The organism is Streptomyces sp. NPDC033180, assembly GCF_055577645.1.
Genome location: NZ_JBVIPU010000001.1, coordinates 904,572 through 929,540, shown reverse-complemented (window position 1 = coordinate 929,540; position 24,969 = coordinate 904,572). Strand labels below are relative to the sequence as shown.

Here is a 24,969-nt window from a genome sequence, read left to right as displayed (position 1 = left end):
CGGGTCTCGGCCTCCCTGGGCCGTACGCCCCAACTCGCCCTCGCGCCCGACGGATCGCGCGGCGTCCTCCGGAAGGGTTGGCACCGAACCAGCCAACCTGCCGGAAGGAGGCCCGTCATGCGGGCCGAACAGACCACCGCACGACGGCGACGAGCCGTGCCCTGGGTGTTCCTCGGACTGTGGATCGCCGTCCTCGCGCTCGCCGGGCCTTTCGCGTCGAAACTGTCCGACGCCCAGCAGGACCGCCTCGTCGACTACCTCCCCGCGAGCGCCGACTCCACCGAAGCGGCCAAGATCCAGGACCAGTTGCCCGGCGGCGAGGCCACCGAGATGGTGCTCGTCTACCACCGGGACGGCGGCCTGACCGCCGCCGACCGGAAGGAGGCGGCCACCCAGGTCGCGGAGATCGGCCGGGCCCACAAGCTGACGTCCGCCCCGCGCGCCGTACCGTCCAAGGACGGCACCACACTGATGTACCCCGTGGCGAGCACCGAGCCCGGCCTGGACGAGAAGGCCAGGGACGCGCTGGTCGACGACGTACGTGAAGTCGCCGAGGGGCGAGCCGGGTTGAGCGTCGATGTGGGAGGTTCGGGGGCGCTCAACACCGATGCGAGCAAGGTCTACAACTCGCTCGGCGGGCCGCTGCTCTACACCACGGCCGGGGTCGTCGCGCTGCTCCTGATCCTCATCTACCGCAGCCCGTTCCTGTGGCTGGTGCCGCTCGTCGCGGCGGGCACCGCGGACTACCTCGCGATGGGCGTCGCGTACGGACTGCACGAAGGCTTCGGGACGTCCGTCACCGGTCAGAGCAGCGGCGTGATGACGATCCTCGTGTTCGGCGCGGGCACCGACTACGCGCTGCTCATCGTCTCCCGCTACCGGGAGGAGCTGCGCAGGGTCGAGCGGCCCTACGACGCGATGGTCGCCGCGCTGAAGGGGTGCGGCCCCGCCGTGCTCGCCTCGTCGGGGACGGTCGCGGCGGGCCTCCTGTGTCTCCTCGCGGCCGACCTCAACAGCAGCCGCGGCATGGGCCCGCTGGGCGCGGTCGGGGTGCTGTGCGCGCTCGTCGCGATGCTGACGCTGCTCCCCGCGATTCTCGTCCTCCTGGGGCGCCGCGTGTTCTGGCCGCTCGTGCCCGCCTTCGGCAGCGAGCCCAAGCAGCGGCGCAGCCTCTTCACCATGATGGGGAGTTCGGCGGGCCGCAGGCCTCTCACCGTGCTCGCGGGCGGCGCCGTGCTGCTCGGCGTGCTGTCCCTGGGGGCGCTGAACCTGCCGGGCGCGCTGAAGCAGGAGGACTCCTTCACCAAGACGCCCGACTCCATCACCGCGATGGAGACCCTCGCCAAGGCCTACCCCGAACGCGGCAGCCAGCCCATCAGCGTGATGGCGCCCGCGGACGGTGCCACCAAGGCCCTCGCCGACATCAAGGGCACGAAGGGCGTGAACAGCGCCGAGCGTGGACGTACGGCGAAGGGCTGGACGGAGATCTCCGTGATCGCGACGTCCGCGCCCGAGTCGGCGGGGGAGACGGCGATGATCAAAGCGCTGCGGGCCGATCTCGACGGCTCGCACGTGGGCGGCGCCAGCGCCCAGCAGCTCGACATGAAGGAGACGAACGACCGTGACCGCATGATCATCGTGCCGCTGGTCCTGGTGGCGGTGCTGCTGGTCCTGGTGGCGCTGCTGCGGTCCCTCGTCGCGCCCCTGCTGCTCCTCGTCGCGGTGGTCGCGGTGTGGGGGGCCTCGCTCGGCATCGCGGGCCTGGTCTTCGAGCCGCTCTTCGGCTTCGCGGGCACGGACCCCGGGCTCGGCCTGCTGTCCTTCGTCTTCCTCGTCGCACTGGGCGTCGACTACGGCATCTTCCTGATGCACCGCATGCGGGAGGAGTCCCTCGCGGGGGCCGAGCCCGGGGACGCCGCGCTGACCGCGCTGCGGACGACCGGCGGCGTCATCGCGTCGGCGGGTCTGGTTCTCGCGGCGACGTTCGCGGTGCTCACCAACATGCCGCTGGTACAGCTGGTCGAGCTGGGCTTCGTCATCGCGGTGGGCGTCCTGCTGGACACGTTCCTGGTGCGGACCTACCTCGTGACGAGCGCGAGTGTGCTGCTGGGACGGAAGGTGTGGTGGCCGGGAAGCCTCTCGCGGCCCGGGCCGGCCCGCGGACCCGCCGTGGAGCCCGAGCCCCAACGGGTCACCACTTCCTGACAGTTGACCGCCTCAAGGTGCCCCTTCGCCCCCGGAGGGGCACCTTCGTAGGAGAGGATGCGCCTGTGGGGGACATACCGCAGGTTCACGAGAGGTCGTCCGCGCCGCTCGGCCTCGTGCCCTTCACCGGGGCCGCGCCCGGCAGCCGGCGCGCTCTGCGCGACGACGCGCTGTTCGCCGCGGCGCTCGCGGTGCTGGCCGCCGTGCTCGCCACGTTCGTCGAGGACGGCACGCGGCCCGACCTCCTCGGGTGGAGCCTGCTCCTGTGCGCGCACGTGCCGCTGGTGTGGCGGCGGAGCCGCCCGGTGCTCACGCTGCTCGCCGTGCTCGGCTTCATCGCTCCCTACCACGCCATCGACTACACGCACACGGCCGCCGTCCCGGTGGGCATGGTCGTGATCTACGCCGTCGCCGTGTCGGGGCGCCCGCGCCGCGCCCTGTTCACCGGCCTCCTCGTCGTGGGCGCCATGCTGACCGTCAACGCGAGCCAGCCCCCGCACCAGGTGGCCGAGGTGCTCAGGATCTCCGGCTGGGTCGTCGCCGTGCTGCTGCTGGGGGTGTACGTGCGCATCCACCGCCAGTACGTCACCTCCGTACTGGAGCGTGCCGAGCGGGCGGAGCGTACGCGCGAGGAGGAGGCGCGGCGGCGGGTCGCCGAGGAGAGGCTGCGGGTCGCCCGTGATCTGCACGACCTGCTGGCGCACAGCATCACCCTGGTCGGCGTCCAGACATCCGTCGCCGCGCACGTCCTCGCCGCCGATCCGGAGCGGCTCGACCGGACGGCGGTGGCCAAGGCGCTGGACGACATCGCCGACACCTGCCGCACGGCCCGGGGTGAACTCCGCGCCACCCTCCAGGTGTTGAGGGCGGGCACCGCCGAGGAGACGCGGGGCCCGCTGCCGGGCCTCGATGGACTCGCCGACCTGGCGGAGGCGGCGCGGACGTCCGGGGCCGAGGTCGACATGGCGGTACGGGAAGTCGCCGCGCCGCCCGCCGTGGGCGCCGCGGCCTACCGGATCGTGCAGGAGGCGCTGACCAACGCGGTGCGGCACGGCGGCCCCGGGCTCACCATCCGGGTGGGGATCAGCGAGGCGGAGGCGACGCTGCGGGTGACGGTGGTGGACGACGGGGAGGCCGCGGCCCAGGACCCTCCGCACACCCCCGGGTTCGGCCTGGTGGGAATGCGGGAGCGGGCCAGGAGCGTGGGCGGAACGGTGGAGGCGGGGCCTCGGGAGGGGGGCGGGTTCGCGGTGTCGGCTGTGTTGCCTCTGGCGGCGGGGGAAACGCCGGGATGACGATTCGTGTGCTGCTCGCCGATGACCAGACGCTGGTACGGGCCGCGTTCGCGATGCTGGTCGAGTCCGCTCCGGACATGGTGGTGGTGGGGCAGGCGGGGACGGGGCGGGCGGCGGTCGATCTTGCCCGCTCGGAGCGGGCGGATCTCATCGTGATGGACATCCGGATGCCTGATCTCGACGGGATCGAGGCGACGCGGCTCCTCGCCAAGGACGAGGATCTGGCCGGGGTGAAGGTGTTGATGCTGACGACTTATGACACGGATGAGCATGTCGTCGACGCGATTCGGGCGGGGGCGTCGGGGTTCTTGGTGAAGGACACGAAGCCCGCCGAACTTCTCGAGGCGATCCGCACGGTGGCCGCGGGGGAGTCCCTGCTGTCGCCGGGCCCGACTTCTCGGTTGATCGCGCGGGTGCTGCGGGCGCCGGCCGATGTGGTGCTGCCGGACGCGCTTTCTGGTCAGTTGAGCGAGCGGGAGCGGCAGGTTCTCGCGCTGGTCGCGCGGGGTCTGAACAACGCGGAGATAGCGGACCAGTTGGGGCTGAGCCCGCTGACCGCCAAGACCCACGTCAGCCGCATCATGGGGAAGCTGGGGGCGAGGGACCGGGCGCAGTTGGTGATCGTGGCGTATGAGTCGGGGTTGGTGCGGCCGGGGGTGACAGGGGTGGGGTAGGGCGGTCCCTGCGGGGCTTTCCCCGATCCCGCCCCTTCCCGAAACCGGGGCTCCGACCCAGACCCGCTCCTCAAACGCCGGAGGGGCTGAAAGACATGTCCGGACCGGCGGTAAATCTCAGTGCCGCTTACAACAACCCCGCCCCCGCCAGGAACTTCCCCACCCGCTCAACCTCCCCGGAGGACAGCGGAACTTGGGGCTCGGCGGTTGCCGCACACGCGATCACGCCCCGTAGGTGCAGCGCCGCCTTGAACGCTCCCAGCGCGGACGAGCTGCCGCCCATGCGGCCCGCGTCCCCGACCCGCACCATGCCGAACAGACCGCACAACCGCTCCTGCTCCACCCGCGCCCGCACCCAGTCCCCCTCCCGGCAGTAGCGGTACAGCCGTGCGTACCCCCCGGGGTCCACGTTCCCCAACCCCGGAACCACCCCGTCCGCCCCCATCGCCAGCGCCGCGTCCACCGTCGTCTCCGAACCCGTCAGGACACTGAAAACCGGCGCGTCCCCACGCCCCCGCGCGCCGAGCACGACCTCCCGGAAGTTCCCCTCGTCCCCGCTGGAGTCCTTCAGGCCGGCGAGCACCCCCTCCGCCGCCAGCTCGAGGACCAGCTCCGCGGGCAGTTTGGAGTGGACCGAGGCAGGGAGGTCGTAGGCGAACACCGGCACCGTCGAGCGGGCCGCGATCACGCGGAAGTGGCGGGCCATCTCGGCCGGGTGCGTGCGCGTGTAGAAGGGCGCCGTCACCACCACACCGTCCGCCCCGGCCGCCGTCACCGCGTGGACGTGGTCCAGGACCCGTGGCGTCGTCATGTCGATCGCCCCTGCCAGGACTGGGAGTTGGCCGCCCACGTGGCCCACCACCGTATCGACCACGACCTTCCGCTGCCCGTCCGTCAGGTACGCCGCCTCCGACGAGGAGCCGAGGACGAACAGGCCGTCCACCCCGCCCGACACCAGGTGGTCGACCAGCCTGATGAGCGATGGTGTGTCCACCTCGTGGTCCGGTGTCAGGGGGGTGCAGACGGGCGGAATGACACCGGTCAGCGGGGTGGGCATGGTCATGAACTCTCCCTGGGGCTCGCGTCCGTGGCGGCGGACTGGATCACCAGCTCGTGCGTGGACTGGCCGTCCCGCACGGGGTGGTGGCAGCGGTAGCGGTGTCCTGACCCTTCCGACGACGCGAAGTCCGGCATGGTGGCGGCACAGGCCTCGTCCGCCTTCCAGCACCTCGTACGGAACGGGCATCCGCTCGGCGGTCGAGTGGCCGACGGCACCGGGCCGACGAGCGGGATCGGGTCGATGGGGTCGAGGAGGCCGGGCGTCGCGGAGAAGAGAGCCCGGGTGTACGGGTGCCGTGCTCTGTCCAGGATCTCCTGTGCCGGTGACTCCTCCACGATTCTGCCCAGATACATGGTGATCACCCGGTCGCTCATCCGCCGCACCGTCTGGATGTCGTGCGACACGAAGACCAGGGCCAGGCCGAGCCGCTCCTTCAGGTCCAGGAGGAGGTTGAGGATCTGGGCGCGCACGGAGACGTCGAGCGCGCTCGTCGGTTCGTCCGCCACCACCAGCTCCGGTTCGAGGGCGAGGGCGCGGGCGATCGCCACGCGTTGGCGCTGCCCCCCGGAGAGCTGCCCGGGCAGACCGTCCGCCAGGACCCTGGGGAGGCCCACCAGTGCCATCAGCTCCCGCACGCGCGCGTCGCGTTGCGCGGCCTTCCCCACCCTGTGGACGTCCAGCGGATCGCGGAGAATCTGGCGCACCGTCAGCCGTCGGTTCAGTGCCGTAGAGGGGTCCTGGAAGATCATGCCGGTGTTCCGGCCGATCGCGGCCCGGCGTTCGGCGGGCTTCATCGTCCACAGGTCGCTTCCCCGGAAGGACACCGTGCCCGCCGTGGGCCGCTGCACCCCCACGAGGACCTTCGCGAGCGTCGACTTGCCACACCCCGACTCGCCCACGACGCCGACCGTCTCGCCGGGCGCGATGGTCAGATCGGCGCCGGTCAGGGCGTACACGCGATCGCGCGAGAACAGCCCGCCCGAGCGGGCCCGGTGCACGACGTGCGCGTCGGACAGCGAGATGAGAGCGGTCACTTGAGGGCCTCGCTTCCCCTGGGGCGCGGCACCGGCGGCGGCTGCTGCGCGGGGTGGTGGCAGGCGATCGAGTGCCGTGTCCCGCCGACGAGTTCGGGCGCCGTCGTACGGCACACCTCGCTCGCGAGAGGACAGCGGTCCGCGAACCGGCAACCCGCGGGGAAGTCGGCGGGCGACGGGACGACGCCCTTGATCTGCGTCAGGCGTTCCGCCGCCGATTCGAGCGAGAGCACCGAGCCGAGCAGACCGCGCGTGTAGTGGTGCGACGGAGCCTCGACCAGGTCCGCCGTCACGCCCGTCTCGACGATCTGACCCCCGTACATCACGACCACCCGGTCGGTGACGTCCGCGACCAGCGCCAGGTCGTGCGAGACGAGGATCAGCGCGAAGCCGAGCTCCTCGCGCAGGCGCAGCAGGAGTTGGATGATCTGGGCCTGGACAGTGACGTCCAGTGCCGTCGTCGGTTCGTCGGCGACGATCAGTTTCGGGTCGCGGGAGAGCGCCATCGCGATCAGGACCCGCTGCCGCTGGCCGCCGGAGAGTTCGTGCGGGTAGCTGCGCAGAGTGCGGTCCGGGTCCAGTCCGACCAGTTCGAGGAGTTCGACCGCCGAGCGGCGGCCTCCCCTGCGTACGACCTGTTTGAGCTGGGCCCTGACCGTCATCGCGGGGTTGAGGGACGACAACGCGTCCTGGTAGATCATCGCCATGTCGTGGCCGAGCAGACGCCTGCGGGCACGCATCGGCATGCCGATCAACTGCTCGCCGTTGAACGCGACCTGGCCGCCGACACGGGCACCCTTCGGCTCCAGGCCCATCACCGTCAGCGCGGTGAGCGACTTGCCGCAGCCCGACTCGCCGACCAGGCCGAGGACTTCACCGGGCCGCACCTGGAAGCTGATGCCGTCGACGATGTCCACACCGCCGTGGCGGGCGTCGAAGCCGATCGTGAGACCGGAGACGGTGAGGACCGGGGCCCCCGCCGGCAGCGGCCGCGCACGCGAGCGCAGACGCTGTGCCGCCTCCGTCAGGCCCGGCAGCTCAAGCACCTTGCCGCTGCCCGGCTCGGGGGCTTCGAGGCGGTCCTCCTTGCGGGCCGCGCCCGGCACGTCACGCGTCGCGGGCGCAGCCCACGCGTCCGAGACACCCTCGGAGAGGATGTTCAGGGCAAGGACCGTGATCAGCATCAGGAGGCCGGGAAAGACCGTCGCCCACCAGCCGCCCAGCAGCACCATGTTCTTGCCGTCGGCGATGACGCTGCCCCAGGACGGGTCCGGGGGCCGCACGCCCGCGCCGATGAAGGACAGCGAGGCCTCGAAGACGATGGCCTCGGCGACCTGCACCGTGCAGAACACCAGGATCGGCGCGGCGCAGTTGATGGCCACGTGCTTGATGAGGATGTGCGGGGTCCGGGCGCCGACGATGCGTTCGGCGACGACATAGTCCTCGCCGTACTGATCCATCACGTTCGCCCGTACGACCCGTGCGATCGGCGGCGTGAACAGGAACGCGATGGCGCAGATCAGGACGAGGATGCCGCCCCCGAAGACGGCCACGAGCACGGCGGCGAGCGCGATCCCGGGGAACGCCATGACGATGTCCAGGCACCGCATCAGCGTCTCGTCGACCGCCTTGCGCGAGGTCGCCGCGATCGCCCCGAGCACCGCGCCGACGACCAGGGCGAGCAGCGTCGCCCCCAGCCCGATCGCAAGGGACCAGCGCGCCCCGTACATCAGCCTGCTGAGAATGTCCCGGCCCAGGCTGTCCTGGCCCATCCAGTGGTCGCCCGACGGGTGTCCCGTGCCGTCGACCTGGGGCTGCTGGTCGAGCGGGTCGTGCGGGGCGATCAGGGGCGCGAAGAGGGCGACGAGGACGACGATGCCGACGACCGCCACCGCGATCCGGGACAGGACAGGCAGCCTGCGCAGGGAGCGCAGGCGGAGGCCGGGCCGCGAGAGCCGCTCGGCCAGAGCCCTGCGCGACGTGATCATCAGGCGGTCCCCCTCAGGCGCGGATTGACCAGCAGGTGGAGGATGTCGAGGACCAGGTTCACGACCACGAATCCGACGGCCGTCGTGATGACGACCCCCTGCACGACGGCCGGGTCGCCGTTCTTCACGGCGTCGATCATCAGCTTCCCCATCCCGGGCAGCGAGAAGATCGTCTCGATGACGACCGCCCCGCCGAGCAGATAGCCGACGCGCAGCCCGAGCACGGTCAGCGGGTTGATGAGGGCGTTGCGCAGGACGTTGCGGCCGACGACCACGACCGGCGGCAGGCCGCTGCCGATCGCCGTGCGTACGTAGTCCTTGTCGAGCTCCTCGACCACGGCCGTACGGATGATGCGCGTGAGCCCGGCGGCCACCGGCAGGGAGAGCGCGAAGGCGGGGAGCGTCATCGTCTTCAGCCAGCCGGTGAAGGAGTCACCGGGGTTGACGTATCCGCCGGTCGGGAACCAGCCGGCCTCCACCGCCAGGTACTGGATCATCAGCAGCGCCAGCCAGAAGCCGGGCGCCGCCACACCGGTCAGCGAGATGACGCGGATCAGCTGGTCGGGCAGCCGGTCGCGGTGGATCGCGGCGGTCACGCCGAGCAGCAGCGAGATGACGACCGCGATGCCCAGGCCCATGAAGGTCAGCTGCAGGGTGAGCGGAAGGGCGGTGGTCACCTGATCCACCACCGGTGAGCGGGTGAGCACGCTGATGCCCATGTCGCCCTGGATCAGATCGCCGACGAACGCGACATAGCGCACCGGCAGCGGATCGAGCAGGCCGTTCTCCTCGCGGAAGTCGTGCAGCTGCTGCTCGGTGGGGTTGGCGCCCTGGAAGAACGCCGACGCCGGATCGACGTCCGAGAACCGCATCACGAGGAAGACGAACAGGACGATGCCGAGCAGCAGCGGGACGAGGAGGACCAGTCGGCGGACCAGGATTCGGAGTACCGCGATCACGTCGCCCACTTGGCCTGGAGCAGGTTGATCCCCGGGTAGGGCTGGGCCTTGATGCCGGTGAGCTTCTTCGGGTCCCAGGCGGTCATCAGCTCGTTGTGGACGACGGGATAGATCACCGCCTGCTCGGCGACCACGTCGATGTAGTCCTGGACCATGGCCCTCTTCTTGGTCGCGTCGGGTTCGCGCGTCGCCAGGTCCATGTCCTTGAAGAGCTTCTTGGCGGCTGCGTTGCCCGCCCAGCGGGCGTAGCCCATCCACAGGTTCTCGGGCCCGTAGTTGTAGTGCATGATCAGGTCGGGGTCGATGCCGAACTGGTTGGGATTCGATGCGGCCGCGACGACTTGGTAGTCCTTCTTCTGATCCATCTTGGTGAAGACGGCCGTGGTCTCCTGCGGATCGAGGGTCGTCTCGACGCCGATCGCGTCCCACGAGGCCTTGATGGTCGGCAGGCAGTCGACGATCCAACTCACGTTCACCGCCATGAGGTTGATCGACAAGCTCTTGACCCCGGCCTCCTTCAGGAGCTTCCTCGCCTTCTCGGGGTCGTACGCGTAGACCGTCTTCGCCGGGCGGTAGGCGGGGTTGGACTCGTTCAGGAACGAGGTCGACGCCTTGCCATGGCCCTTGAGGGCGACCTGGATCATCTTCTCGGTGTCGATGGCGTAGTGCAGGGCCTGGCGCACGCGAACGTCGTCGAAGGGCTTGTGCGCGGTGTTGAACATCAGGAACAGGTTGTTCATCCCCGCTCCGCCCTCGACGGTGAGCCCGCCCTTCTCCAGCTGTTCGATGTTGGCGTACGGGATGTTGTCCGCGATCTCCGAGTCCGCGCTGCCGCCGGAGATCTTCGCGACGCGCGGTGCCGCGTCCACGATGGTCAGCCAGTTCATCTTCCTGAAGGCGGCCTTGCGGGGGCCGTTGTAGTCGTCGAAGGCCTCAAAGGTGGTGTTGGACTTCGGGGCGTGCGAGGCCTGCTTGTACGGTCCTGAGCCGATCGCCTTGCCCTTGGTCGCGTCGTCCCAGGCTCCCGGCTTGGAGTAGACGTGCTTCGGCATGATCTTGGCGAGGGAGAGGCGGGCCAGGCCGTCCGGGAACGGGAACTTCAGGATGAGCTCGACGGAGGTCGCGTCGACCTTCCTGACCTCCTTCAGCCAGCTCTCGAAGAAGCCCTTGGCCAGGGTCTGCGTCTTCGGGTCCAGGATGCGGTCGAAGACGAACACCACGTCGTCGGCGGTCACGGGCTTCCCGTCGTGCCACTTGGCGCCGGGCCGCAACGTGAACTTCCAGGTGGTCGCCTTGTCGTCGGTGGGGACCTCCGTGGCGAGCGCGGCGTAGGGCTCGCGGGTGATGGGATCGGTGTTGAGAAGGCCCTCGTAGATGTGTTCGTTGCCGGCCATCGCGAAGGCGGACGCGGTCTGCGTCGGGTCCCAACTCCCGTCGTTCCCATAGCCGATGACGGCGGTGAGGGTGGAGTCGCCGCCCTTGCCGCCGCCACCTCCGGCGTCGTTCGTGGACTCGGGCCCCGACGAGCAGGCGGAGAGCGTGGTGGTGATGGCGGCGGCCGCGCCCAGCGCACCGGTGTACCTGAGGAAGGACCGGCGATCCGGTGCGGGCCCGGTGTGTCCGATGGAGCCGGCCGGCCCGGTGGAGCCGATGCTGGTCTTCTGGTCGCTCACTGTGTCTCCCCTTGCTCCCTTGAGAGATCCCACGTCCTACGTCGTGGTGGCGTGGCGACCATAAGAGCGCCACGAGGGGCGGTCAAGAGATCGCGCACGGATCCGAAATCGCGCCGTGCGGCACGATGTTGGTCCGGAGGTGGGACGTGGGATGTCATGCGTGCCTACGATGTGCCGCATGCCTCAGGAGCCAGTCCGAGTACGGCGTGTGGGCAGCCAAGTCCAGTGCGCGGTCATGCAGTTGATCCTCGACAGACGGCTACGGCCGGGCGCGCTGCTGCCCACAGAGGCCGAGCTGATGGAAGAGCTGGGGGTCAGCAGGAACTCGGTGCGCGAGGCGCTCAAGGCGCTCCAGGCCCTGGACATCGTGGAGATCAGACACGGCTACGGAACGTATGTGGGCCAGGCGTCGCTGACCCCGCTGGCCGACGGCCTCACGTTCCGCGCGCTGGTGCAACTCACGGACGACGCGCACGCTCTGGCGGAGATCCTCCAGGTGCGGGAGGTGCTCGAGGAGGGCCTGGTGCGCCGGGTGGCGGTGCTGCTCACGGACGAGGAACTGTGCCAACTGGAGTCGCTGGTGCGGAAAATGGAGGACTCGGCGGGCACGGGCGCCGCCTTCCCCGAGCTGGACCGCGAGTTCCACGAGACGCTCTACCGCTCGCTCGGCAACGAACTGGTGCCGCAGCTGCTCGGCGCGTTCTGGAACGTCTTCAACCGGGTGGCGGGAGTGCGCGGGTGGGCCCGCGATCCGGCGCCGGACGTGACGGTGAGCAGGCACCGGGACATAGTGACGGCGCTGCGGGCGCGGGACGTGGAGCGGGCTCAGTGGGCGATGGCGGAGCACTTCCGGGGCATCGCCGCACGGTCGGGCCAGCAGTCGAGGGGCGTGGGATGAGGCTGAGTCACTTCTACGACCGACTGCCGTCGCTCGGATACGGCGGCGACTACAACCCCGAGCAATGGGGTCCGGAAGTCCACGCAGAGGACGCAGAGTTGATGCGCGAGGCGGGCGTGAACCTCGTGACGCTCGGGATCTTCTCGTGGGCGAAGACGGAGCCCGCCCCGGGAACGTACGACTTCAGTTGGCTGGACGGCCACATGGACCGCCTGGCCGAGACGGGCGTCGCGGTCAGCCTGGCCACGATGACGGCGTCCCCGCCACCCTGGCTGACGCGCCTGCACCCGGAGACCCTCCCTGTCCTGGAGGACGGCACCCGCCTGCACCCAGGCTCCCGCCAGCACTGGTGCCCGTCGAGCCCGGTCCACCGCCGCTACTCCGTACGCCTCGCGGAACGCCTGGCCACGCGCTACGGCACGCATCCCGCCCTCGCCCTGTGGCACATCGGCAACGAATACGGCTGCCACATCTCACGCCACTGCCACTGCGAGGTGTCGACGGCGGCGTTCCGCACGTGGCTGCGGGAGCGCTACGGCACGGTGGCGGCCCTCAACGACGCATGGTCGACGGACTTCTGGTCACAGCGCTACGGCACCTTCGAGGAGATCCACACGCCGAGCCGGGCCCCGTCGTTCCGCAACCCGGCCCAGCAGCTCGACTACTGGCGCTTCTCGTCGGACGAACTCCTCGCGTGCTACCTGGCGGAGAAGGAGGCCCTGACCCGCGTCACCCCGCACATCCCCGTCACGACGAACTTCGTCCCGGTGGCGAAGACGCTGGACCTGTTCGCGTGGGCCCCGCACCTGGACGTCGTCTCATACGACTCGTACCCGGACCCGCACGACCCGGATGCGCTCCAGCGGACGGCCTTCTCGTACGACGTCATGCGCGGTCTGAAGGGCGGCAGGCCGTGGCTGCTCCTCGAGCAGGCGCCGGGCGCGGTGAACTGGCGTGAGCGCAACGGCAGGAAGCCGCCGGGCCGGATGCGCCTGGACAGCTGGCAGGCGGTGGCGCACGGCGCGGACTCGGTGCTGTTCTTCCAGTGGCGGCAGTCGCGCGGGGGAGCGGAGAAGTTCCACTCGGCGATGGTCCCGCACGGGGGCAGGGAGACGCGCATCTTCCGGGAGGTGCGCGAGCTGGGCGCGCAACTCGCCGCCTACCCCGAGCTGTTGGGCTCGCTCCCCGAGCGGGCGGACGCGGCCCTGCTCCTGGACTGGCCCAGCTGGTGGGCCCTGGAACTGGACGCGCACCCGAGCGCGGACGTCACGTTCCTGGAGGCGGCCCTGGCCCACCACAAGCCGCTGTACGACGCTTCGGTGGCCTGCGACGTGGTCCCGGCGGACGCTGACGTGACGGAGCTGGCCAAGTACCGCCTGCTCCTGGTCCCCAACCTCTACTCGGTGACGAAGGAAGCCGCGGAACGAATCCGCGCGTACGTCCGTGAGGGCGGCACATTGCTCATGTCCTACTTCTCCGGAATCACGGACGAACACGACCGCGTCCACCTCGGCGGCTACCCGGCCCCCTTCCGCGAACTCCTCGGCCTGCGCGTGGAGGAGTTCGACCCCAAGGCCGACGGCACCTGGTCGGAAGAGATCCACCTGGAGGGCGCGGAGGCGGTGATCCGCTCCCCCGATGGCGCACCCACGGTGACCCGCCACGCGTACGGCGAGGGAGTCGCCTGGTACCTGGGCACGCGCCCCGCTCCGACGGAGATGCGCGAACTCCTCGACCGGGTACGGGCGGAGTGCGGCGTCACCCCCGTCCTGCCCGGCCTCCCGGAGGGCGCGCAGGCGCGGACGCGGGTGACGGCGGCGGGGGAGCGGGTGCATGTGGTGATGAACGAACGCGAGTTGAGCGTGGAGGTACGACGCGGGCGCCGTTGATCGGCGTCGCCGCACTCGGTCCCGCATCGGGCCGTCCCGCAACTGGCCGTCCCGCAACTGGCCGGCCCGACGGGCGCGGCGGGACGTTAGCGGGCTGTTAGTCAGACGGCGGCGGATCATCAGCAGCGGCCGACAGCCTTGTTCTGCCGAGCCCGAACCACCGGACAGAACGGGAAGAACATGTCGCGCACCACCCTTCTCCACGCCCGCAAGGCCGCAGCCGCCATAGTGATCACCGTCGCCGCGTTCGGGCTCACCGCCTGCCAGGGCGGCGGCAACGACACCTCGTCGTCCTCCGCCCCCACGTCCGCGGCCAAGGCCGCCGGGAACTCCGCCGACGAGGCGCCGTCGAGCACCCCGAACGAGTCCGGGAAGAGCTGCACCGACCAGCTCGACTACGCGGGCGACCCGAGGCCGAACGCCGAGATCAACAGCATCGGCGAGGACACCGGCACCTGCCCCACTCCGGAGAAGGGCAACAAGCCGTCGGGCACCCCGCAAGAGCCCGGCACGAGCTGCACCGACCAGATCAACTACGCGGGTGACCCGAGGCCCAACGCCGAGATCAACTCCATCGGCGAGGACACCGGTTACTGCCCGCCGGTCCAGGATCAGTGAGACGCGGGCCGCGTACGCGCCGACAGGAACAAATGAGGCCCGCCGCCCCTGCGAGGCCCGGCGGTCAAGTCGCGCCCGTCAGTTCGTTCAGCTGGTCTGCATGGGAACAGCGAGGTACTTGTAGGCGATCCAGCCGGTCTCTCCCTTGTGCGGGCCGCTGGTGACCTTCAAAAACGCCCACGAGCCACCCTTGGCGGTGCAGGTGACGTACACCCAACGGCCCTCGCCCACGGTGCCCTTGGCCGTGTAGCCGGTGCCGGGGCCCGTGCGGAACCTGACCGTGGTGTCCGTCTGGCTGTCGTAGTTCGCGACATTCTTCGTGCAGGCGCTGGAGCCCACCGCGGACGCGGTCGGGGCGAGCGCCACGGTGCCACCCACGATCGCGGCGCCGACAGCGGCCACGCTTGCGAGTCGGGTGGCGATCCTGTGCTTCGTCATTCGTTGCCTTCTTCTGGGTTCTCACGCGCCACTGCTCCCGGCGGTGCCGGAGCCGTGGCTTCTTACTGGTCGGGCCAGGGGCGAGATCGACAGGCGAAGATCACCCCCACCGGACGCATCCTCGCTGCGCCGCCCAACATTTCCCCAACACGCGGCCCACCGCGATGAGGGCTACCCGACGGACGGCGGCTTCGTCGCCCGGAACCGCAGCCCCCCGGTCACCGGATGCCGCTCCACGGCCGGGTCCCTGAACCCGGCGGCGGCCAGACGGGCCGGGAGACCGGCCGGGGGCAGGGTGTTCATCGTGTCGCGGAAGTGCAGCAGCCGGAAGCGGAAGCTCGGCTGGCTGTCACTGCCCGCGAACACACCGCCCGGCCGCAACACACGGAACGCCTCGGCGAAGATGCGGTCCTGGAGCGCGTCGGTCGGGACGTGGTGCAGCATCGTGAAGCAGACCACCGCCGAATAGGACGCGTCCGGGAGCGGCATGTCGGAGCCGTCCGCGTGCAGGATGCGGGCGCGGTCGCCCCACTCGCGCTCCAGGAGACGGACCGTGTCCCCGTCGATCTCCACCGCCGTGAGGCTGGGCACCTGGTCCACCAGTACGCGCAAATTGGCGCCGTATCCCGGTCCGATCTCCAGGACTTCGTCGCCGAGTTCGATGTCTTCGAGGGCCCAGGGAAGGAGGCGGTCCTTGACCGCCTGCGCCCACTCGTCGGAACTGCACAGCTTGCGATGCGCTCGGTTCATCGGCATACCGGCGACGCTAGATCCGGCCCTTCCCTGTCCGCCACGGGCTAGGCTGCCGTCCCATGTCGCAGACCGGACACGCCTACGGGGCGGCCTCGACCGCGATCTTCGTCGGCCACTTCACGATGCCGCGCGGCGTGAAGTTCGCGACGCACCAGCACCCCGTGCACCAACTCGCCTGGTCGGCAAGGGGATTGCTGCGCGTCCGCACCGACACCGGCTCCTGGCTGCTGCCGCCGTCCCTCGCCCTGTGGATCCCCGCCGGCCTGCCCCACGCGACCGAGGCGGAGGGCGACGCGGTGATGCGCAGCCCGTACGTCGACCCGGCGCGCTGCCCCGAATCCGCCGCCTGGACGGAGCCGACCGTCCTCGCCGCGGGCCCGCTCCTGCGCGCCCTGATCGACCACCTGCTCCGCACTGACCTCGCCCCGGAGGCACGGTCGCGTGCGGAGAGAGTCCTCCTGGACGTACTGCACCCCGTCCCGGTGACGAGCATCTCCGTGACGGAGCCGAAGGACCCGCGTGCGAGGGAGGTGGCGTCAGCCCTTGCCGCCGACCCCTCGGACAGCCGCCACCTTGAGGCCTGGGGCAGCGCGGTCGGCGCGAGCGCTCGCACTCTCGCCCGCCTCTTCTCCGCCGAGACCGGCCTGGCCTTCGGCCAGTGGCGCGAGCGGCTCCGGATGCAGAGCGCGATGCCGATGCTTGCCGAGGGCATGACGGTCGGAGCGGTGGCGTCACGCGTGGGCTATGCCTCGGCGAGCTCGTTCGTCGCGGCGTTCCACCGCATCGTGGGGCTGACGCCGAGGCAGTACTTTCCCGTGCGGCACGGGTAGCGCGGGCGGTATGGGCGGCCCGCGCGCGGGCCCGTGCGGCGTGGGCAGCTGTACGCCTGCTCCTGTCAGGGGGTGCTGCCCTCCTCGCCGTCATCCACCGGCTCCGCCGGACCGGCCGGCGGCCAGGGGACATCGGCCAGGAGGGGGAGAATCGACTCTTCCTCGTAGTCGAGGTGCGCGTTCAGCTCGGTCGACATCGCCTCCAACTCGGCGCGGAACCGCTGGGGTTCGGCGATGCCGATACCGGCCAACAGGGCGACCAGGTCGTTCTGGACGCGTGCGACCGTGCGGTGTTCCTCGCGGAGCCGGTCGAAGACGCCGCTCAGGTGCGGGTGATAGCGGGAGATCCCGGGGAACAGGTGTGCGTCCTCGCTGACGTGGTGGAACTCCAGAGCCTGACAGAACGCCAGGCAGCGTTGCCGGATCTGCAGCCCGAGGCTCGGAGCCGGTGGCTCACCGGGGCCCTGGTGAGCCGCGCGTGCCGCGAAGTGGGCATCGACCTCCGCCCTCACCTGACGCAGCTGGTCCCGCAACCAGGTGTGGACCTCCATGAGCTTGTCGGCGAGAGTGCTGATCTCGCGGGGCGCCTCCCAGCCCTCGGGCTCGGCGCGCTCGAGCACGACGACCGGCAGCAGCCGGGTGGTTCTGGCCTGGTACTCGCCGTATCCGGGCTCCGCCTTCACGACATGGTCGAACAGCTCCTCGCGCCGCGCCCCCTCGGCGGGAACCGCGAGAGCCTCGAAGGTCCGATCGGCGATCTCCACTCCCACCACGGGCCGGGCGAGCAGGTTGTGGTACCAGTCGGGGTGCCGCGGGGCACCGAGGTTGGACCCGACGACCAGGAGCGAGTCGCCGTGGCGGACATAGCCGAGGGGTGTCGTCCGAGCGGTTCCCGACCTCGCGCCGGTGGTCGTCAACAGGAGCAGGTTCCCGCCTTCGAGGGGGCCTGTGACCTTGCCGCCGTTGGCGCGGAACTCCTCGATGACGGATTCATTGAAAGATGTGGGCATGCGGTTCTGTGTCTCCGGAAGATGTGGGCATGGCACACGGACGGCATGCGTACGTGCGACAACGCTGCCGGGGTGTGTGAAGTGCGAAAGGGAGTGACGTGCGGATGCGCTACGTCATGTCCGGGGCGCGGAGTACGAACTCATGGCGGATCCCTCGGTGAAGGGTGCTCGCCCGATCGCCGGCCGGCCCACTGCTCATTGGCCGGCGCCACGCGGCACCGCCCCCATTACATGCACCCGGCAGTCGCCTGTCAACGCGGAGAGAAAAAGCCTGGGCGCCGTCCGCGGACCGCGGGCTAGCGTTCCGCCATGCCCGAACTCCAGCGCCTGCGCCCCGATCACGCTCCCGCCCTGCTCGCCTTCGAGCGCGAGAACCGGGCGTACTTCGCGAAGTCCGTCCCCGACCGCGGCGACGCCTTCTTCACGGACTTCGCCGCACGCCATGCGGCCCTGCTCGCCGAACAGGCCGCAGGGACCTGCCACTTCCACGTACTGGTCGACGGGGAGGGTGCGGTGGTGGGGCGGGTCAATCTCGTCGACGTAGCGGGCGGCGAGGCCGAACTCGGCTACCGCATAGCCGAGGTGGCCGCGGGGCGCGGGCTCGCCACGGGCGCCGTACGGCGGGTGTGCGGGGTCGCTGCCGCGGAGTACGGGCTCACCGCCCTGCGGGCGGCGACGGATGCGGGGAACGCGGGGTCGCGGGCCGTGCTGGTCCGGGCGGGGTTTGTGGTGGTGGGAGAGGCGGAGCTGGGCGGGGGAGGGGTTGAGGTGCGGTATCGAAGGGAGGGGCTGGGGCGCTGAGGGGTTCGGATTCTGCGGGTGTGTGGGGGCTGGTCGCGCAGTTCCCCGCGCCCCTGGTCACGTGGCGCTGAGGTCTGCCACGAACGCGGACCAGGCTTCGGCGCCGAGCAGCAGGGCGGGGCCCTGGGGGTCCTTGCTGTCCCGTACCGGGACGATACCGGGGACTCCGTCGGCTACCTCGACGCAGTCGCCGCCGTTGCCGTCGCTGTGGCTGCTCTTGCGCCAGCGGGCGGCGCCGATGAAGTCGTAGGCGACTTCGACGCAGGCCTCACCGCCGTCGCCGCCGCTGTAGCTGCTCTTGCGCCAGCTGGCGTTGCTCAGGTCGTACTCGCGCATCGTCTGAATTCCTCCGACGCCGAATCGATCAGATCCAGGGACGCCTCCGGCGACAACGCGACGGCCCTGAGCTGATCGTAAGACGCCTGAGTCCGCTTCACCACAGCCGGATCGTCCAGCAAAGTGCCCGAAAACACCGCTTCTGTATAGACAGTTGGCGGCGCGTCATCGAACTCCATGAGCCACATCATCTTGCCCATCGGTGAGTACGCCCCGGCCGCGAACGGGAGCACCTGGACCATCACCTTGCGCTCCCGTGCCATCACCAGGATGTGATCGAGTTGGCGGGCCATCGTCGCGGGCCCGCCGACCGGTACACGCAGCACCGTCTCATGCAGGATCGCCCAGTACACGGGCCGCGATGCGTCTTTGAGGAGCAGCGCACGATCCGTCCGGGCGCGAACCAGCTCCTCGATGTACTCCTCCGTGGCGAACGGGTTGCTGCCGAGGAAGACCGCCCGCGCGTATTCGGAGGTCTGCAACAACCCGGGCACCACCGCCGGCGCGAAGTCACAGATCTCCGTCGCCAGCCGCTCCAGCTCGGCAGCATGAGCGAAGTACTCCGTGAACGGCTGGTCCTTAATCAGCTTGCGGCACATCCGCTCGAAAATACCGTCGGATTGCAGAATCTCGTCGATCCGCTGCGCAACATCCAACTGCGGCTTGCGAATAGCCTGTTCGAATTGGCCGATGTACGCGCCGGACACGAAAACCTGCAGCCCCAGTGCGGACTGCGTGAAACCGGCATCCTCCCGTCTGCGCTTCAACTCCGCCCCGAAGAACTCCCAAGCCGCCTGCCTCGAACCATTGGCCATGGCCAACCACCCTCCGCTGCCCCGCAGTTGTAGAGCACAGACCCCTGACGAGTGTAGGGCCGGCCCGTCACCATCGAGACACGAAGCGTGAAATCCGGTGGGAAAGGGGAGCCACGTCATGGCTGATAGCAAGGCGCACTCGGCGCTATGCGTCGAAGAAGCGGAGGAGACCGTGAAAGAATTGCGCGCCGCACTCGCACGGGCCGGAATTATTCTGCCCTCATTGCGGATCGACCCCACATCCTGGGCCCGCGAAGCCCCCTGCCCGCTCATCGAATTGGGCGGATGTTCCGTCGAGGCGGGGGCGCGTCTCGTCGCGGCCCTGCCACGTGGCGAAGGCGGAGGGGCTGGATGACTCCGTATCTGCCGGTCGGTGCCTATGCCGTGGATACCCGCACCGGACAGGTGGGCAGGGTCATGGGTCACGAAGGGCCTTATGTCCAGCTCCGCCCCTTCGGTGGCGGGCGGGAGTGGGACTGCGCGCCGGACGCGCTGCGGACAGCCACCACTTCGGAGCGGCTACGGGCCGCGACCGCCTATGCGAACGCACGAAGCCGGGGCGAAGTGCCGTGACGTAGGCGAAGTCCCGTGACGTAAGGTGCGGGCGCATGGCCATATGGAAGTGGGGCAAGCCCAAGGTCGAGTCCAAGTACCCGACACCGCTCACCATGCACCAGCTCTGGATGGTGTCGCTGAGCGCGCCGGTCAGCCGGGACAAGGACGCATCCCGGACGACCCTGTATCCGTTCACCCGCATCGACGACGGCAAGGCGCGGAAGTGGCTGGCCGAGCAGTGGGAGATCACCGCGCCCGAGCAGCTGCTCGGGCGCCTGAGCGGGCTCGCGAGCACCGGCTATCGCGCCATGGCCCAGCAGCGCATCGGCGTCGCACCGCTGGCCTGGGACATCGCGCTCTACGTGGACATCTCACGGCGCGGCTTCGCCTGCGGGATGCTGAGCGAGGCCGACACCTGGGCCCGGCTGAAGAACGTCGTGCCGACGGTGGCGGGGACGTACTCCTCCTGGCAGGAGTACGCCGACCACTATCTGCTCGGCAGGAAGGTGTGGCGGGACAGTCTCCAGGGGGCGGCGGACGCGGACTTCCCCGCGCCACAGGCCGTCTCCGACGCCCACCTGAAGGCACTCCTGGACCCGGCGAACGGGGCCAGCCCTTGGAACCTCGCCCCCTGGGAGGCGATCAGCCACCCCGACCGGGCCCGCCCCGCCCGCCGGCGCTAGTGCTGCTGCGGCTTCTGCGGGGTCAGCTCGCTCGGCCGCACGATGACGTATCCCTCGCCCCGCAGCAGCAACTGCACCGCCTCGCCGGAACCGCCCCTGATCATGGAGCCGACGGACTGCGAACGGTGCAGCGTGGTGTCCAGGTTCGCCGTCCAGCCGACCACCGCGTCCGTGTCGACGTACACCGGCTGCTGCGGCGACACCGGGATCACCAGCGGGTTGCCGTCACAGACCAGGCCGAGCTGCCCGGACCCCGTGAAGACGCTGTTGAAGAGGCCGCCGCCCGTGACGCCCGCGCCCTTCACCGTCTTGATCTCGTACGAGAGTGTCGAGTCGAAGCACAGGACGTTGCGGCCGTTGACGGTCAGGACATCGCCCGGCTCGATGTCGACGACGAAGCAGTTCTGCGCCTCGTGCGCGAACCACGCCTCGCCCTGGCCGCGCACCGCCATCAGCGGCAGACCCTCACCGGTCATCGCCCGCTTGAGCATGCCGCCCATGCCCTGGCCCTTGCGCTCGAACTGAAGGTCGCCGCGGTAGGCGATCATCGCGCCCTGCCGTGCGTGCATCTCGCCGTTGACCGCGTACTTGATGGACTTGGCGTTCTGCAGGGTCATCCCGGGGGCGACGGACTGCTGCGCCATGTGCTCCGTGGAGAACAGCTCACTCTTCATGGGGGCAGTTTGTCAGGTGTGGGTGGGCGAGTCAGGGGCCGGAGAGCAACTTACGTTCAGGGATGGTCAGTTGACACCCACAGCTGCCCGCGTCATTGTCGCGGCGATGGAGATCCATGACCTGACCCCCGCGGAGCGGCGTGTGTGGGAGGCGTTCCCGCGCGGCCGAACCGTCGACTTCCGGGCGTCGAGCGGGGACACCCCCGAGTCAGGGGCGGAGTGGGGGCCCGAACGGACCGTGCGGGCCGACGTGCTCCGTGCGCTGCTGCTCGACGGGCCGCGCCAGGAGGGCGAGACCCCGGTACTCAGGGTCACCGGGGCGCGGATCAGCGGACGGCTCGACCTTCAGTACGCGGACGTCGCGGGGCCCGTCCATCTGTGGGCCTGCTACTTCGACGAAGAACCCGACCTGTACGGGGCGCAGCTGAGGCAGCTGTACCTGGGCCGGTCGGTGCTGCCCGGCCTGCACGCCGTCGCCCTGCGCGTCGACGGCTCGTTGCGCATGACCGGGTGCCGGGTCAAAGGGCCCGTCCGGCTCGGCGGGGCGAGGATCTCGGGTGCGGTGTTCTTCGACGGGGCGGAACTGGGCGAGGAGGGCGCGGAACTCACCGAGCCCGTCCTCGCGCTCAACCGCGTCACCATCGACGACGCCCTGCAGGCGGACGGGGGCTTCACGGCTCATGGTCTCGTGCGCCTGGCGGGTGCCGTCGTCGCGGGCAACGTCACCTTCGACGACGCCGTGCTCGACAACCCCGGCGGCACGGCCCTGCACGCCTCGAACCTCAGCGTCGGGACCGATTTCCACGCCATGCGGCTCACCGCGCGGGGTCGGGTCAATCTGGCCGGTGCCCGCATCCCCGGCCAGCTCAACTTCGGCTCTGCCCGTCTCTCCAACCCGGGCGGCGTGGCTCTGCGCGTCAGTGGCCTGGTGGGGGGCGCGCTGTGGCTGCACCGGGCCGCACCCGTCGAGGGCACCATCACCCTGCGCGGCGGCCAACTCGACCTCCTGTACATAGCCCCGGAGACGTGGCCGGACCGCGTCCGCCTGGACGGCCTGACGTACGCCAGGTTCGGCCCGCACGAGCCTGCCGAGCGCTGGCTCCAGGTCCTGGAACGTGACACCGACGGCCACGTCCCGTACGCGTACGAGCAACTTGTCGCCGCCTACCGCAGGATCGGCGACGACGCGTCCGCCCGCACGGTGCAGCTCGCCAAGCTGCGCCGCCACCGCACGACGCTGCCGCTCCACGCGAGGGCCTGGGGCCACCTCCAGGACGCCACCGTCGGCTACGGATTCCGTCCGGGCCGCGCCGCCCTGTGGCTGGCCTCGCTGCTCCTGGTGGGTTCCGTGACGTACACCGTGCACCATCCCCGCGCCCTGAAGCCGGACGAAGCACCCGACTTCGACCCGTTCTTCTACACACTCGATCTGCTGCTCCCCATCATCGGCTTCGGCCAGGAGCAGTCGTACGCCGCGGAAGGGGCCTACCAGACGCTGTCGTACGCCCTGATCGTCACCGGCTGGACCCTGGCCACGACCATCGCGGCGGGCGTCACGCGGGCCATCAGCCGGCAGTAGGAGCGATCGGGCACCCCGGCCACGGCTGTCGGCCCCGTACGCGAGAATGGGCCCATGAGTCTGTTCCGTGATGACGGCGTCGTGCTGCGCACCCAGAAGCTGGGTGAGGCGGACCGCATCATCACGCTGCTCACCCGCAGCCACGGGCGGGTCCGCGCCGTCGCCCGTGGTGTGCGGCGGACCAAGTCCAAGTTCGGGGCGCGACTCGAACCCTTCTCCCACGTCGACGTGCAGTTCTTCGCACGCGGCAGCGAACTCATCGGGCGCGGCCTGCCGTTGTGCACCCAGAGTGAGACCATCGCTCCGTACGGTGGCGGGATCGTCTCCGACTACGCGCGCTACACCGCCGGCACGGCCATGCTGGAGACCGCCGAGCGCTTCACCGACCATGAGGGGGAGCCCGCCGTCCAGCAGTATCTGCTGCTCGTGGGCGGCCTGCGGACCCTCGCCAACGGCGAGCACGAGCCCCACCTCATCCTCGACGCGTTCCTGCTCCGCTCCCTCGCCGTGAACGGGTACGCACCCAGCTTCAGCTCCTGCGCGAAGTGCGGAATGCCGGGCCCGAACCGCTTCTTCTCCGTCGCCGCGGGCGGCTCCGTCTGCGTCGACTGCCGGGTGCCCGGCAGCGTCGTACCCTCGATGGAAGCCCTCGGCCTGCTCGGCGCGCTGCTCACCGGAGACTGGGAGACGGCGGACGCGTGCGAGGCGCGGCATGTCAGGGAGGGCAGCGGGCTGGTTTCCGCCTATCTGCACTGGCACTTGGAGCGCGGGCTCCGCTCATTGCGGTACGTAGAGAAGACCACGTGAAACACGTGAAGCACTGAAGCACGTGAACCACGCAGGCCACGTAACAGAGAACAGCTAGGTAGGAGAGAGCCCCCCATGGCACGACGCGGAATCCTCGGACGGTCCCGCCGTGAGTACAAGACCCCCGAGCCGCACCCCGCGGGCGCCACACCGCCGAAGATCCCCGGCGAGCTGGTGCCCAAGCACGTGGCGATCGTCATGGACGGCAACGGGCGCTGGGCCAAGGAGCGCGGCCTGCCCCGCACCGAGGGGCACAAGGTCGGTGCCGAGCGCGTCCTCGACGTACTGCAGGGCGGCATCGAGATGGGCGTCGGGGCGATCTCGCTCTACGCCTTCTCCACCGAGAACTGGAAGCGTTCTCCGGACGAGGTGAAGTTCCTGATGAACTTCAACCGCGACTTCATCCGCAAGACCCGCGACCAGCTGGACGACCTCGGTATCCGGGTGCGCTGGGTGGGCCGGATGCCCAAGCTGTGGAAGTCGGTCGCCAGGGAGCTGGAGATCTCCCAGGAGCAGACCAAGGGCAACGACAAACTCACCCTGTACTTCTGCATGAACTACGGCGGCCGGGCGGAGATCGCGGACGCCGCGCAGGCGCTCGCCGAGGACGTGAAGGCGGGGCGGCTCGACCCCTCCAAGGTCAGCGAGAAGACCTTCGCGAAGTACCTGTACTACTCGGACATGCCGGACGTCGACCTCTTCCTGCGCCCGAGCGGCGAGCAGCGCACCTCCAACTACCTCCTCTGGCAGAGCGCTTACGCCGAGATGGTGTTCCAGGACGTACTGTGGCCGGACTTCGACCGCCGTGACCTGTGGCGTGCCTGCCTCGAATACGCCTCACGCGACCGCCGCTTCGGCGGGGCGATCCCGAACGAGCAGCAGATCGCCGACAGTTAGCCCTACGTACGTGAGGGCCCCCACCGTCGAGCTGACGGTGGGGGCCCTCACGTATGCGTACCGCTCTACTTGCTCGCACACTCCGCGCACGTGCCGAAGATCTCGACCGTGTGCGCCACGTTCACATACCCGTGCTCGGAGGCGATCGACTCGGCCCACTTCTCGACCGCCGGGCCCTCGACCTCCACCGCCTTGCCGCACACCCGGCAGACCAGGTGATGGTGGTGGTCGCCGGTGGAGCAGCGGCGGTAGACCGACTCGCCCTCGTCGGTACGCAGCACGTCGACCTCGCCCGCGTCGGCGAGGGACTGCAGCGTCCGGTAGACCGTGGTCAGGCCCACCGAGTCGCCCTTGTGCTTGAGCATGTCGTGCAGGTCCTGCGCACTGCGGAACTCGTCCACCTCGCCCAGGGCCGCCGCCACCGCAGCTCGCTGACGGGTGGATCGGCCTCGTACTGGGGGTCCCGCAGCCGTTGTCACAGGTGCCTCCTCAACTGAA

26 protein-coding genes are annotated in these 24,969 nt (G+C 70.0%); 14 read left to right on the top strand and 12 right to left on the bottom strand.

Annotation, left to right across the window (positions count from 1 at the left end; genetic code table 11):
• The first annotated feature begins 117 nt into the window (after positions 1-117).
• From ACZ5WE_RS04250 to ACZ5WE_RS04240, 3 genes are all read left to right on the top strand, one after another.
• Positions 118-2,205, top strand: coding sequence for an MMPL family transporter (locus ACZ5WE_RS04250; protein ID WP_467687658.1), 2,088 nt, complete (start codon positions 118-120; stop codon positions 2,203-2,205).
• Positions 2,206-2,279: 74 nt separating this feature from the next.
• A complete protein-coding gene (locus ACZ5WE_RS04245; RefSeq protein ID WP_467687897.1) occupies positions 2,280-3,500 on the top strand; it encodes a sensor histidine kinase in 1,221 nt (406 codons plus the stop codon).
• Positions 3,497-4,174 (top strand): response regulator, encoded by a 678-nt coding sequence (locus ACZ5WE_RS04240; protein WP_467687660.1) that lies wholly within the window; start codon positions 3,497-3,499, stop codon positions 4,172-4,174. The genes ACZ5WE_RS04245 and ACZ5WE_RS04240 overlap by 4 nt, the downstream gene beginning before the upstream one ends.
• 127 nt (positions 4,175-4,301) lie before the next feature.
• Here ACZ5WE_RS04240 and ACZ5WE_RS04235 read toward each other — a convergent pair whose 3' ends face one another.
• The 5 genes from ACZ5WE_RS04235 to ACZ5WE_RS04215 are packed head-to-tail and all read right to left on the bottom strand — an operon-like array spanning position 4,302 to position 10,840.
• Positions 4,302-5,237, bottom strand: a complete 936-nt coding sequence (locus tag ACZ5WE_RS04235; RefSeq protein WP_467687662.1) for a dihydrodipicolinate synthase family protein — start codon at positions 5,235-5,237, stop codon at positions 4,302-4,304.
• A complete protein-coding gene (locus tag ACZ5WE_RS04230; RefSeq protein ID WP_467687664.1) occupies positions 5,234-6,268 on the bottom strand; it encodes an oligopeptide/dipeptide ABC transporter ATP-binding protein in 1,035 nt (344 codons plus the stop codon). Before ACZ5WE_RS04230 ends, ACZ5WE_RS04235 begins: the two co-directional genes overlap by 4 nt.
• A complete protein-coding gene (locus ACZ5WE_RS04225) occupies positions 6,265-8,256 on the bottom strand; it encodes a dipeptide/oligopeptide/nickel ABC transporter permease/ATP-binding protein (protein ID WP_467687666.1) in 1,992 nt (663 codons plus the stop codon). Before ACZ5WE_RS04225 ends, ACZ5WE_RS04230 begins: the two co-directional genes overlap by 4 nt.
• Complete coding sequence (locus ACZ5WE_RS04220; RefSeq protein WP_467687668.1) at positions 8,256-9,215, bottom strand: ABC transporter permease; 960 nt, start codon at positions 9,213-9,215, stop codon at positions 8,256-8,258. The genes ACZ5WE_RS04225 and ACZ5WE_RS04220 overlap by 1 nt, the downstream gene beginning before the upstream one ends.
• Positions 9,212-10,840 (bottom strand): ABC transporter substrate-binding protein, encoded by a 1,629-nt coding sequence (locus tag ACZ5WE_RS04215; protein ID WP_467687899.1) that lies wholly within the window; start codon positions 10,838-10,840, stop codon positions 9,212-9,214. The genes ACZ5WE_RS04220 and ACZ5WE_RS04215 overlap by 4 nt, the downstream gene beginning before the upstream one ends.
• Positions 10,841-11,057: 217 nt before the next feature.
• On the opposite strand from ACZ5WE_RS04215, the gene ACZ5WE_RS04210 reads away from it, so the two are divergent.
• The 3 genes from ACZ5WE_RS04210 to ACZ5WE_RS04200 all read left to right on the top strand — a co-directional run bounded on the left by ACZ5WE_RS04210 (position 11,058) and on the right by ACZ5WE_RS04200 (position 14,293).
• Entirely contained in the window at positions 11,058-11,786 is a 729-nt protein-coding gene (locus ACZ5WE_RS04210) for a FadR/GntR family transcriptional regulator (protein ID WP_467687901.1), read from the top strand.
• Complete coding sequence (locus ACZ5WE_RS04205; protein WP_467687670.1) at positions 11,783-13,675, top strand: beta-galactosidase; 1,893 nt, start codon at positions 11,783-11,785, stop codon at positions 13,673-13,675. Before ACZ5WE_RS04210 ends, ACZ5WE_RS04205 begins: the two co-directional genes overlap by 4 nt.
• A gap of 180 nt (positions 13,676-13,855) precedes the next feature.
• A complete protein-coding gene (locus ACZ5WE_RS04200) occupies positions 13,856-14,293 on the top strand; it encodes a hypothetical protein (RefSeq protein ID WP_467687672.1) in 438 nt (145 codons plus the stop codon).
• A gap of 87 nt (positions 14,294-14,380) precedes the next feature.
• Here ACZ5WE_RS04200 and ACZ5WE_RS04195 read toward each other — a convergent pair whose 3' ends face one another.
• The gene (locus tag ACZ5WE_RS04195; protein ID WP_467687674.1) at positions 14,381-14,731 is read right to left on the bottom strand and encodes an SH3 domain-containing protein; all 351 of its coding nucleotides are present in this window, start codon (positions 14,729-14,731) and stop codon (positions 14,381-14,383) included.
• Between the two features lie 171 nt (positions 14,732-14,902).
• The gene (locus ACZ5WE_RS04190) at positions 14,903-15,487 is read right to left on the bottom strand and encodes a class I SAM-dependent methyltransferase (RefSeq protein WP_467687676.1); all 585 of its coding nucleotides are present in this window, start codon (positions 15,485-15,487) and stop codon (positions 14,903-14,905) included.
• A gap of 56 nt (positions 15,488-15,543) precedes the next feature.
• On the opposite strand from ACZ5WE_RS04190, the gene ACZ5WE_RS04185 reads away from it, so the two are divergent.
• On the top strand, positions 15,544-16,314 hold the full coding sequence (locus ACZ5WE_RS04185; protein WP_467687678.1) for an AraC family transcriptional regulator: 771 nt from the start codon (positions 15,544-15,546) through the stop codon (positions 16,312-16,314).
• Positions 16,315-16,379: 65 nt separating this feature from the next.
• Here the strand turns inward: ACZ5WE_RS04185 and ACZ5WE_RS04180 are convergent, their stop codons facing one another.
• Positions 16,380-17,324 (bottom strand): nitroreductase/quinone reductase family protein, encoded by a 945-nt coding sequence (locus ACZ5WE_RS04180; RefSeq protein WP_467687679.1) that lies wholly within the window; start codon positions 17,322-17,324, stop codon positions 16,380-16,382.
• Positions 17,325-17,633: 309 nt separating this feature from the next.
• Between ACZ5WE_RS04180 and ACZ5WE_RS04175 the strand changes: the two genes are divergently transcribed.
• On the top strand, positions 17,634-18,125 hold the full coding sequence (locus tag ACZ5WE_RS04175; protein WP_467687681.1) for a GNAT family N-acetyltransferase: 492 nt from the start codon (positions 17,634-17,636) through the stop codon (positions 18,123-18,125).
• Positions 18,126-18,182: 57 nt separating this feature from the next.
• On the opposite strand, the gene ACZ5WE_RS04170 is transcribed toward ACZ5WE_RS04175, so the two are convergent.
• Together ACZ5WE_RS04170 and ACZ5WE_RS04165 are read right to left on the bottom strand one after the other, a co-directional pair.
• Positions 18,183-18,461, bottom strand: coding sequence for a DUF397 domain-containing protein (locus ACZ5WE_RS04170; RefSeq protein ID WP_467687683.1), 279 nt, complete (start codon positions 18,459-18,461; stop codon positions 18,183-18,185).
• Positions 18,443-19,276, bottom strand: a complete 834-nt coding sequence (locus ACZ5WE_RS04165; RefSeq protein ID WP_467687685.1) for a helix-turn-helix domain-containing protein — start codon at positions 19,274-19,276, stop codon at positions 18,443-18,445. Before ACZ5WE_RS04165 ends, ACZ5WE_RS04170 begins: the two co-directional genes overlap by 19 nt.
• 118 nt (positions 19,277-19,394) lie before the next feature.
• On the opposite strand from ACZ5WE_RS04165, the gene ACZ5WE_RS04160 reads away from it, so the two are divergent.
• From ACZ5WE_RS04160 to ACZ5WE_RS04150, 3 genes are read left to right on the top strand one after another with little or no spacing between them, the layout of a single operon-like run.
• Positions 19,395-19,631: a hypothetical protein gene (locus tag ACZ5WE_RS04160; protein WP_467687687.1), complete on the top strand. Its 237-nt coding sequence runs from the start codon at positions 19,395-19,397 to the stop codon at positions 19,629-19,631.
• On the top strand, positions 19,628-19,849 hold the full coding sequence (locus ACZ5WE_RS04155) for a hypothetical protein (protein ID WP_467687688.1): 222 nt from the start codon (positions 19,628-19,630) through the stop codon (positions 19,847-19,849). Before ACZ5WE_RS04160 ends, ACZ5WE_RS04155 begins: the two co-directional genes overlap by 4 nt.
• Positions 19,850-19,884: 35 nt before the next feature.
• A complete protein-coding gene (locus tag ACZ5WE_RS04150) occupies positions 19,885-20,514 on the top strand; it encodes a DUF1266 domain-containing protein (RefSeq protein WP_467687690.1) in 630 nt (209 codons plus the stop codon).
• Here ACZ5WE_RS04150 and ACZ5WE_RS04145 read toward each other — a convergent pair.
• Positions 20,511-21,188 carry an AIM24 family protein gene (locus ACZ5WE_RS04145; RefSeq protein WP_467687692.1) on the bottom strand — a complete coding sequence of 226 codons (678 nt, stop codon included), beginning with the start codon at positions 21,186-21,188 and terminating at the stop codon, positions 20,511-20,513. The genes ACZ5WE_RS04150 and ACZ5WE_RS04145 overlap by 4 nt on opposite strands.
• 106 nt (positions 21,189-21,294) lie before the next feature.
• Between ACZ5WE_RS04145 and ACZ5WE_RS04140 the strand changes: the two genes are divergently transcribed.
• The 3 genes from ACZ5WE_RS04140 to ACZ5WE_RS04130 all read left to right on the top strand — a co-directional run bounded on the left by ACZ5WE_RS04140 (position 21,295) and on the right by ACZ5WE_RS04130 (position 24,471).
• On the top strand, positions 21,295-22,767 hold the full coding sequence (locus ACZ5WE_RS04140; protein ID WP_467687903.1) for a membrane-associated oxidoreductase: 1,473 nt from the start codon (positions 21,295-21,297) through the stop codon (positions 22,765-22,767).
• Positions 22,768-22,821: 54 nt separating this feature from the next.
• On the top strand, positions 22,822-23,574 hold the full coding sequence (recO, locus tag ACZ5WE_RS04135; RefSeq protein WP_467687694.1) for a DNA repair protein RecO: 753 nt from the start codon (positions 22,822-22,824) through the stop codon (positions 23,572-23,574).
• Between the two features lie 75 nt (positions 23,575-23,649).
• Complete coding sequence (locus tag ACZ5WE_RS04130) at positions 23,650-24,471, top strand: isoprenyl transferase (RefSeq protein ID WP_467687696.1); 822 nt, start codon at positions 23,650-23,652, stop codon at positions 24,469-24,471.
• Positions 24,472-24,536: 65 nt separating this feature from the next.
• On the opposite strand, the gene ACZ5WE_RS04125 is transcribed toward ACZ5WE_RS04130, so the two are convergent.
• Positions 24,537-24,950, bottom strand: a complete 414-nt coding sequence (locus ACZ5WE_RS04125; protein ID WP_467687697.1) for a Fur family transcriptional regulator — start codon at positions 24,948-24,950, stop codon at positions 24,537-24,539.
• Between the last annotated feature and the right edge of the window lie 19 nt (positions 24,951-24,969).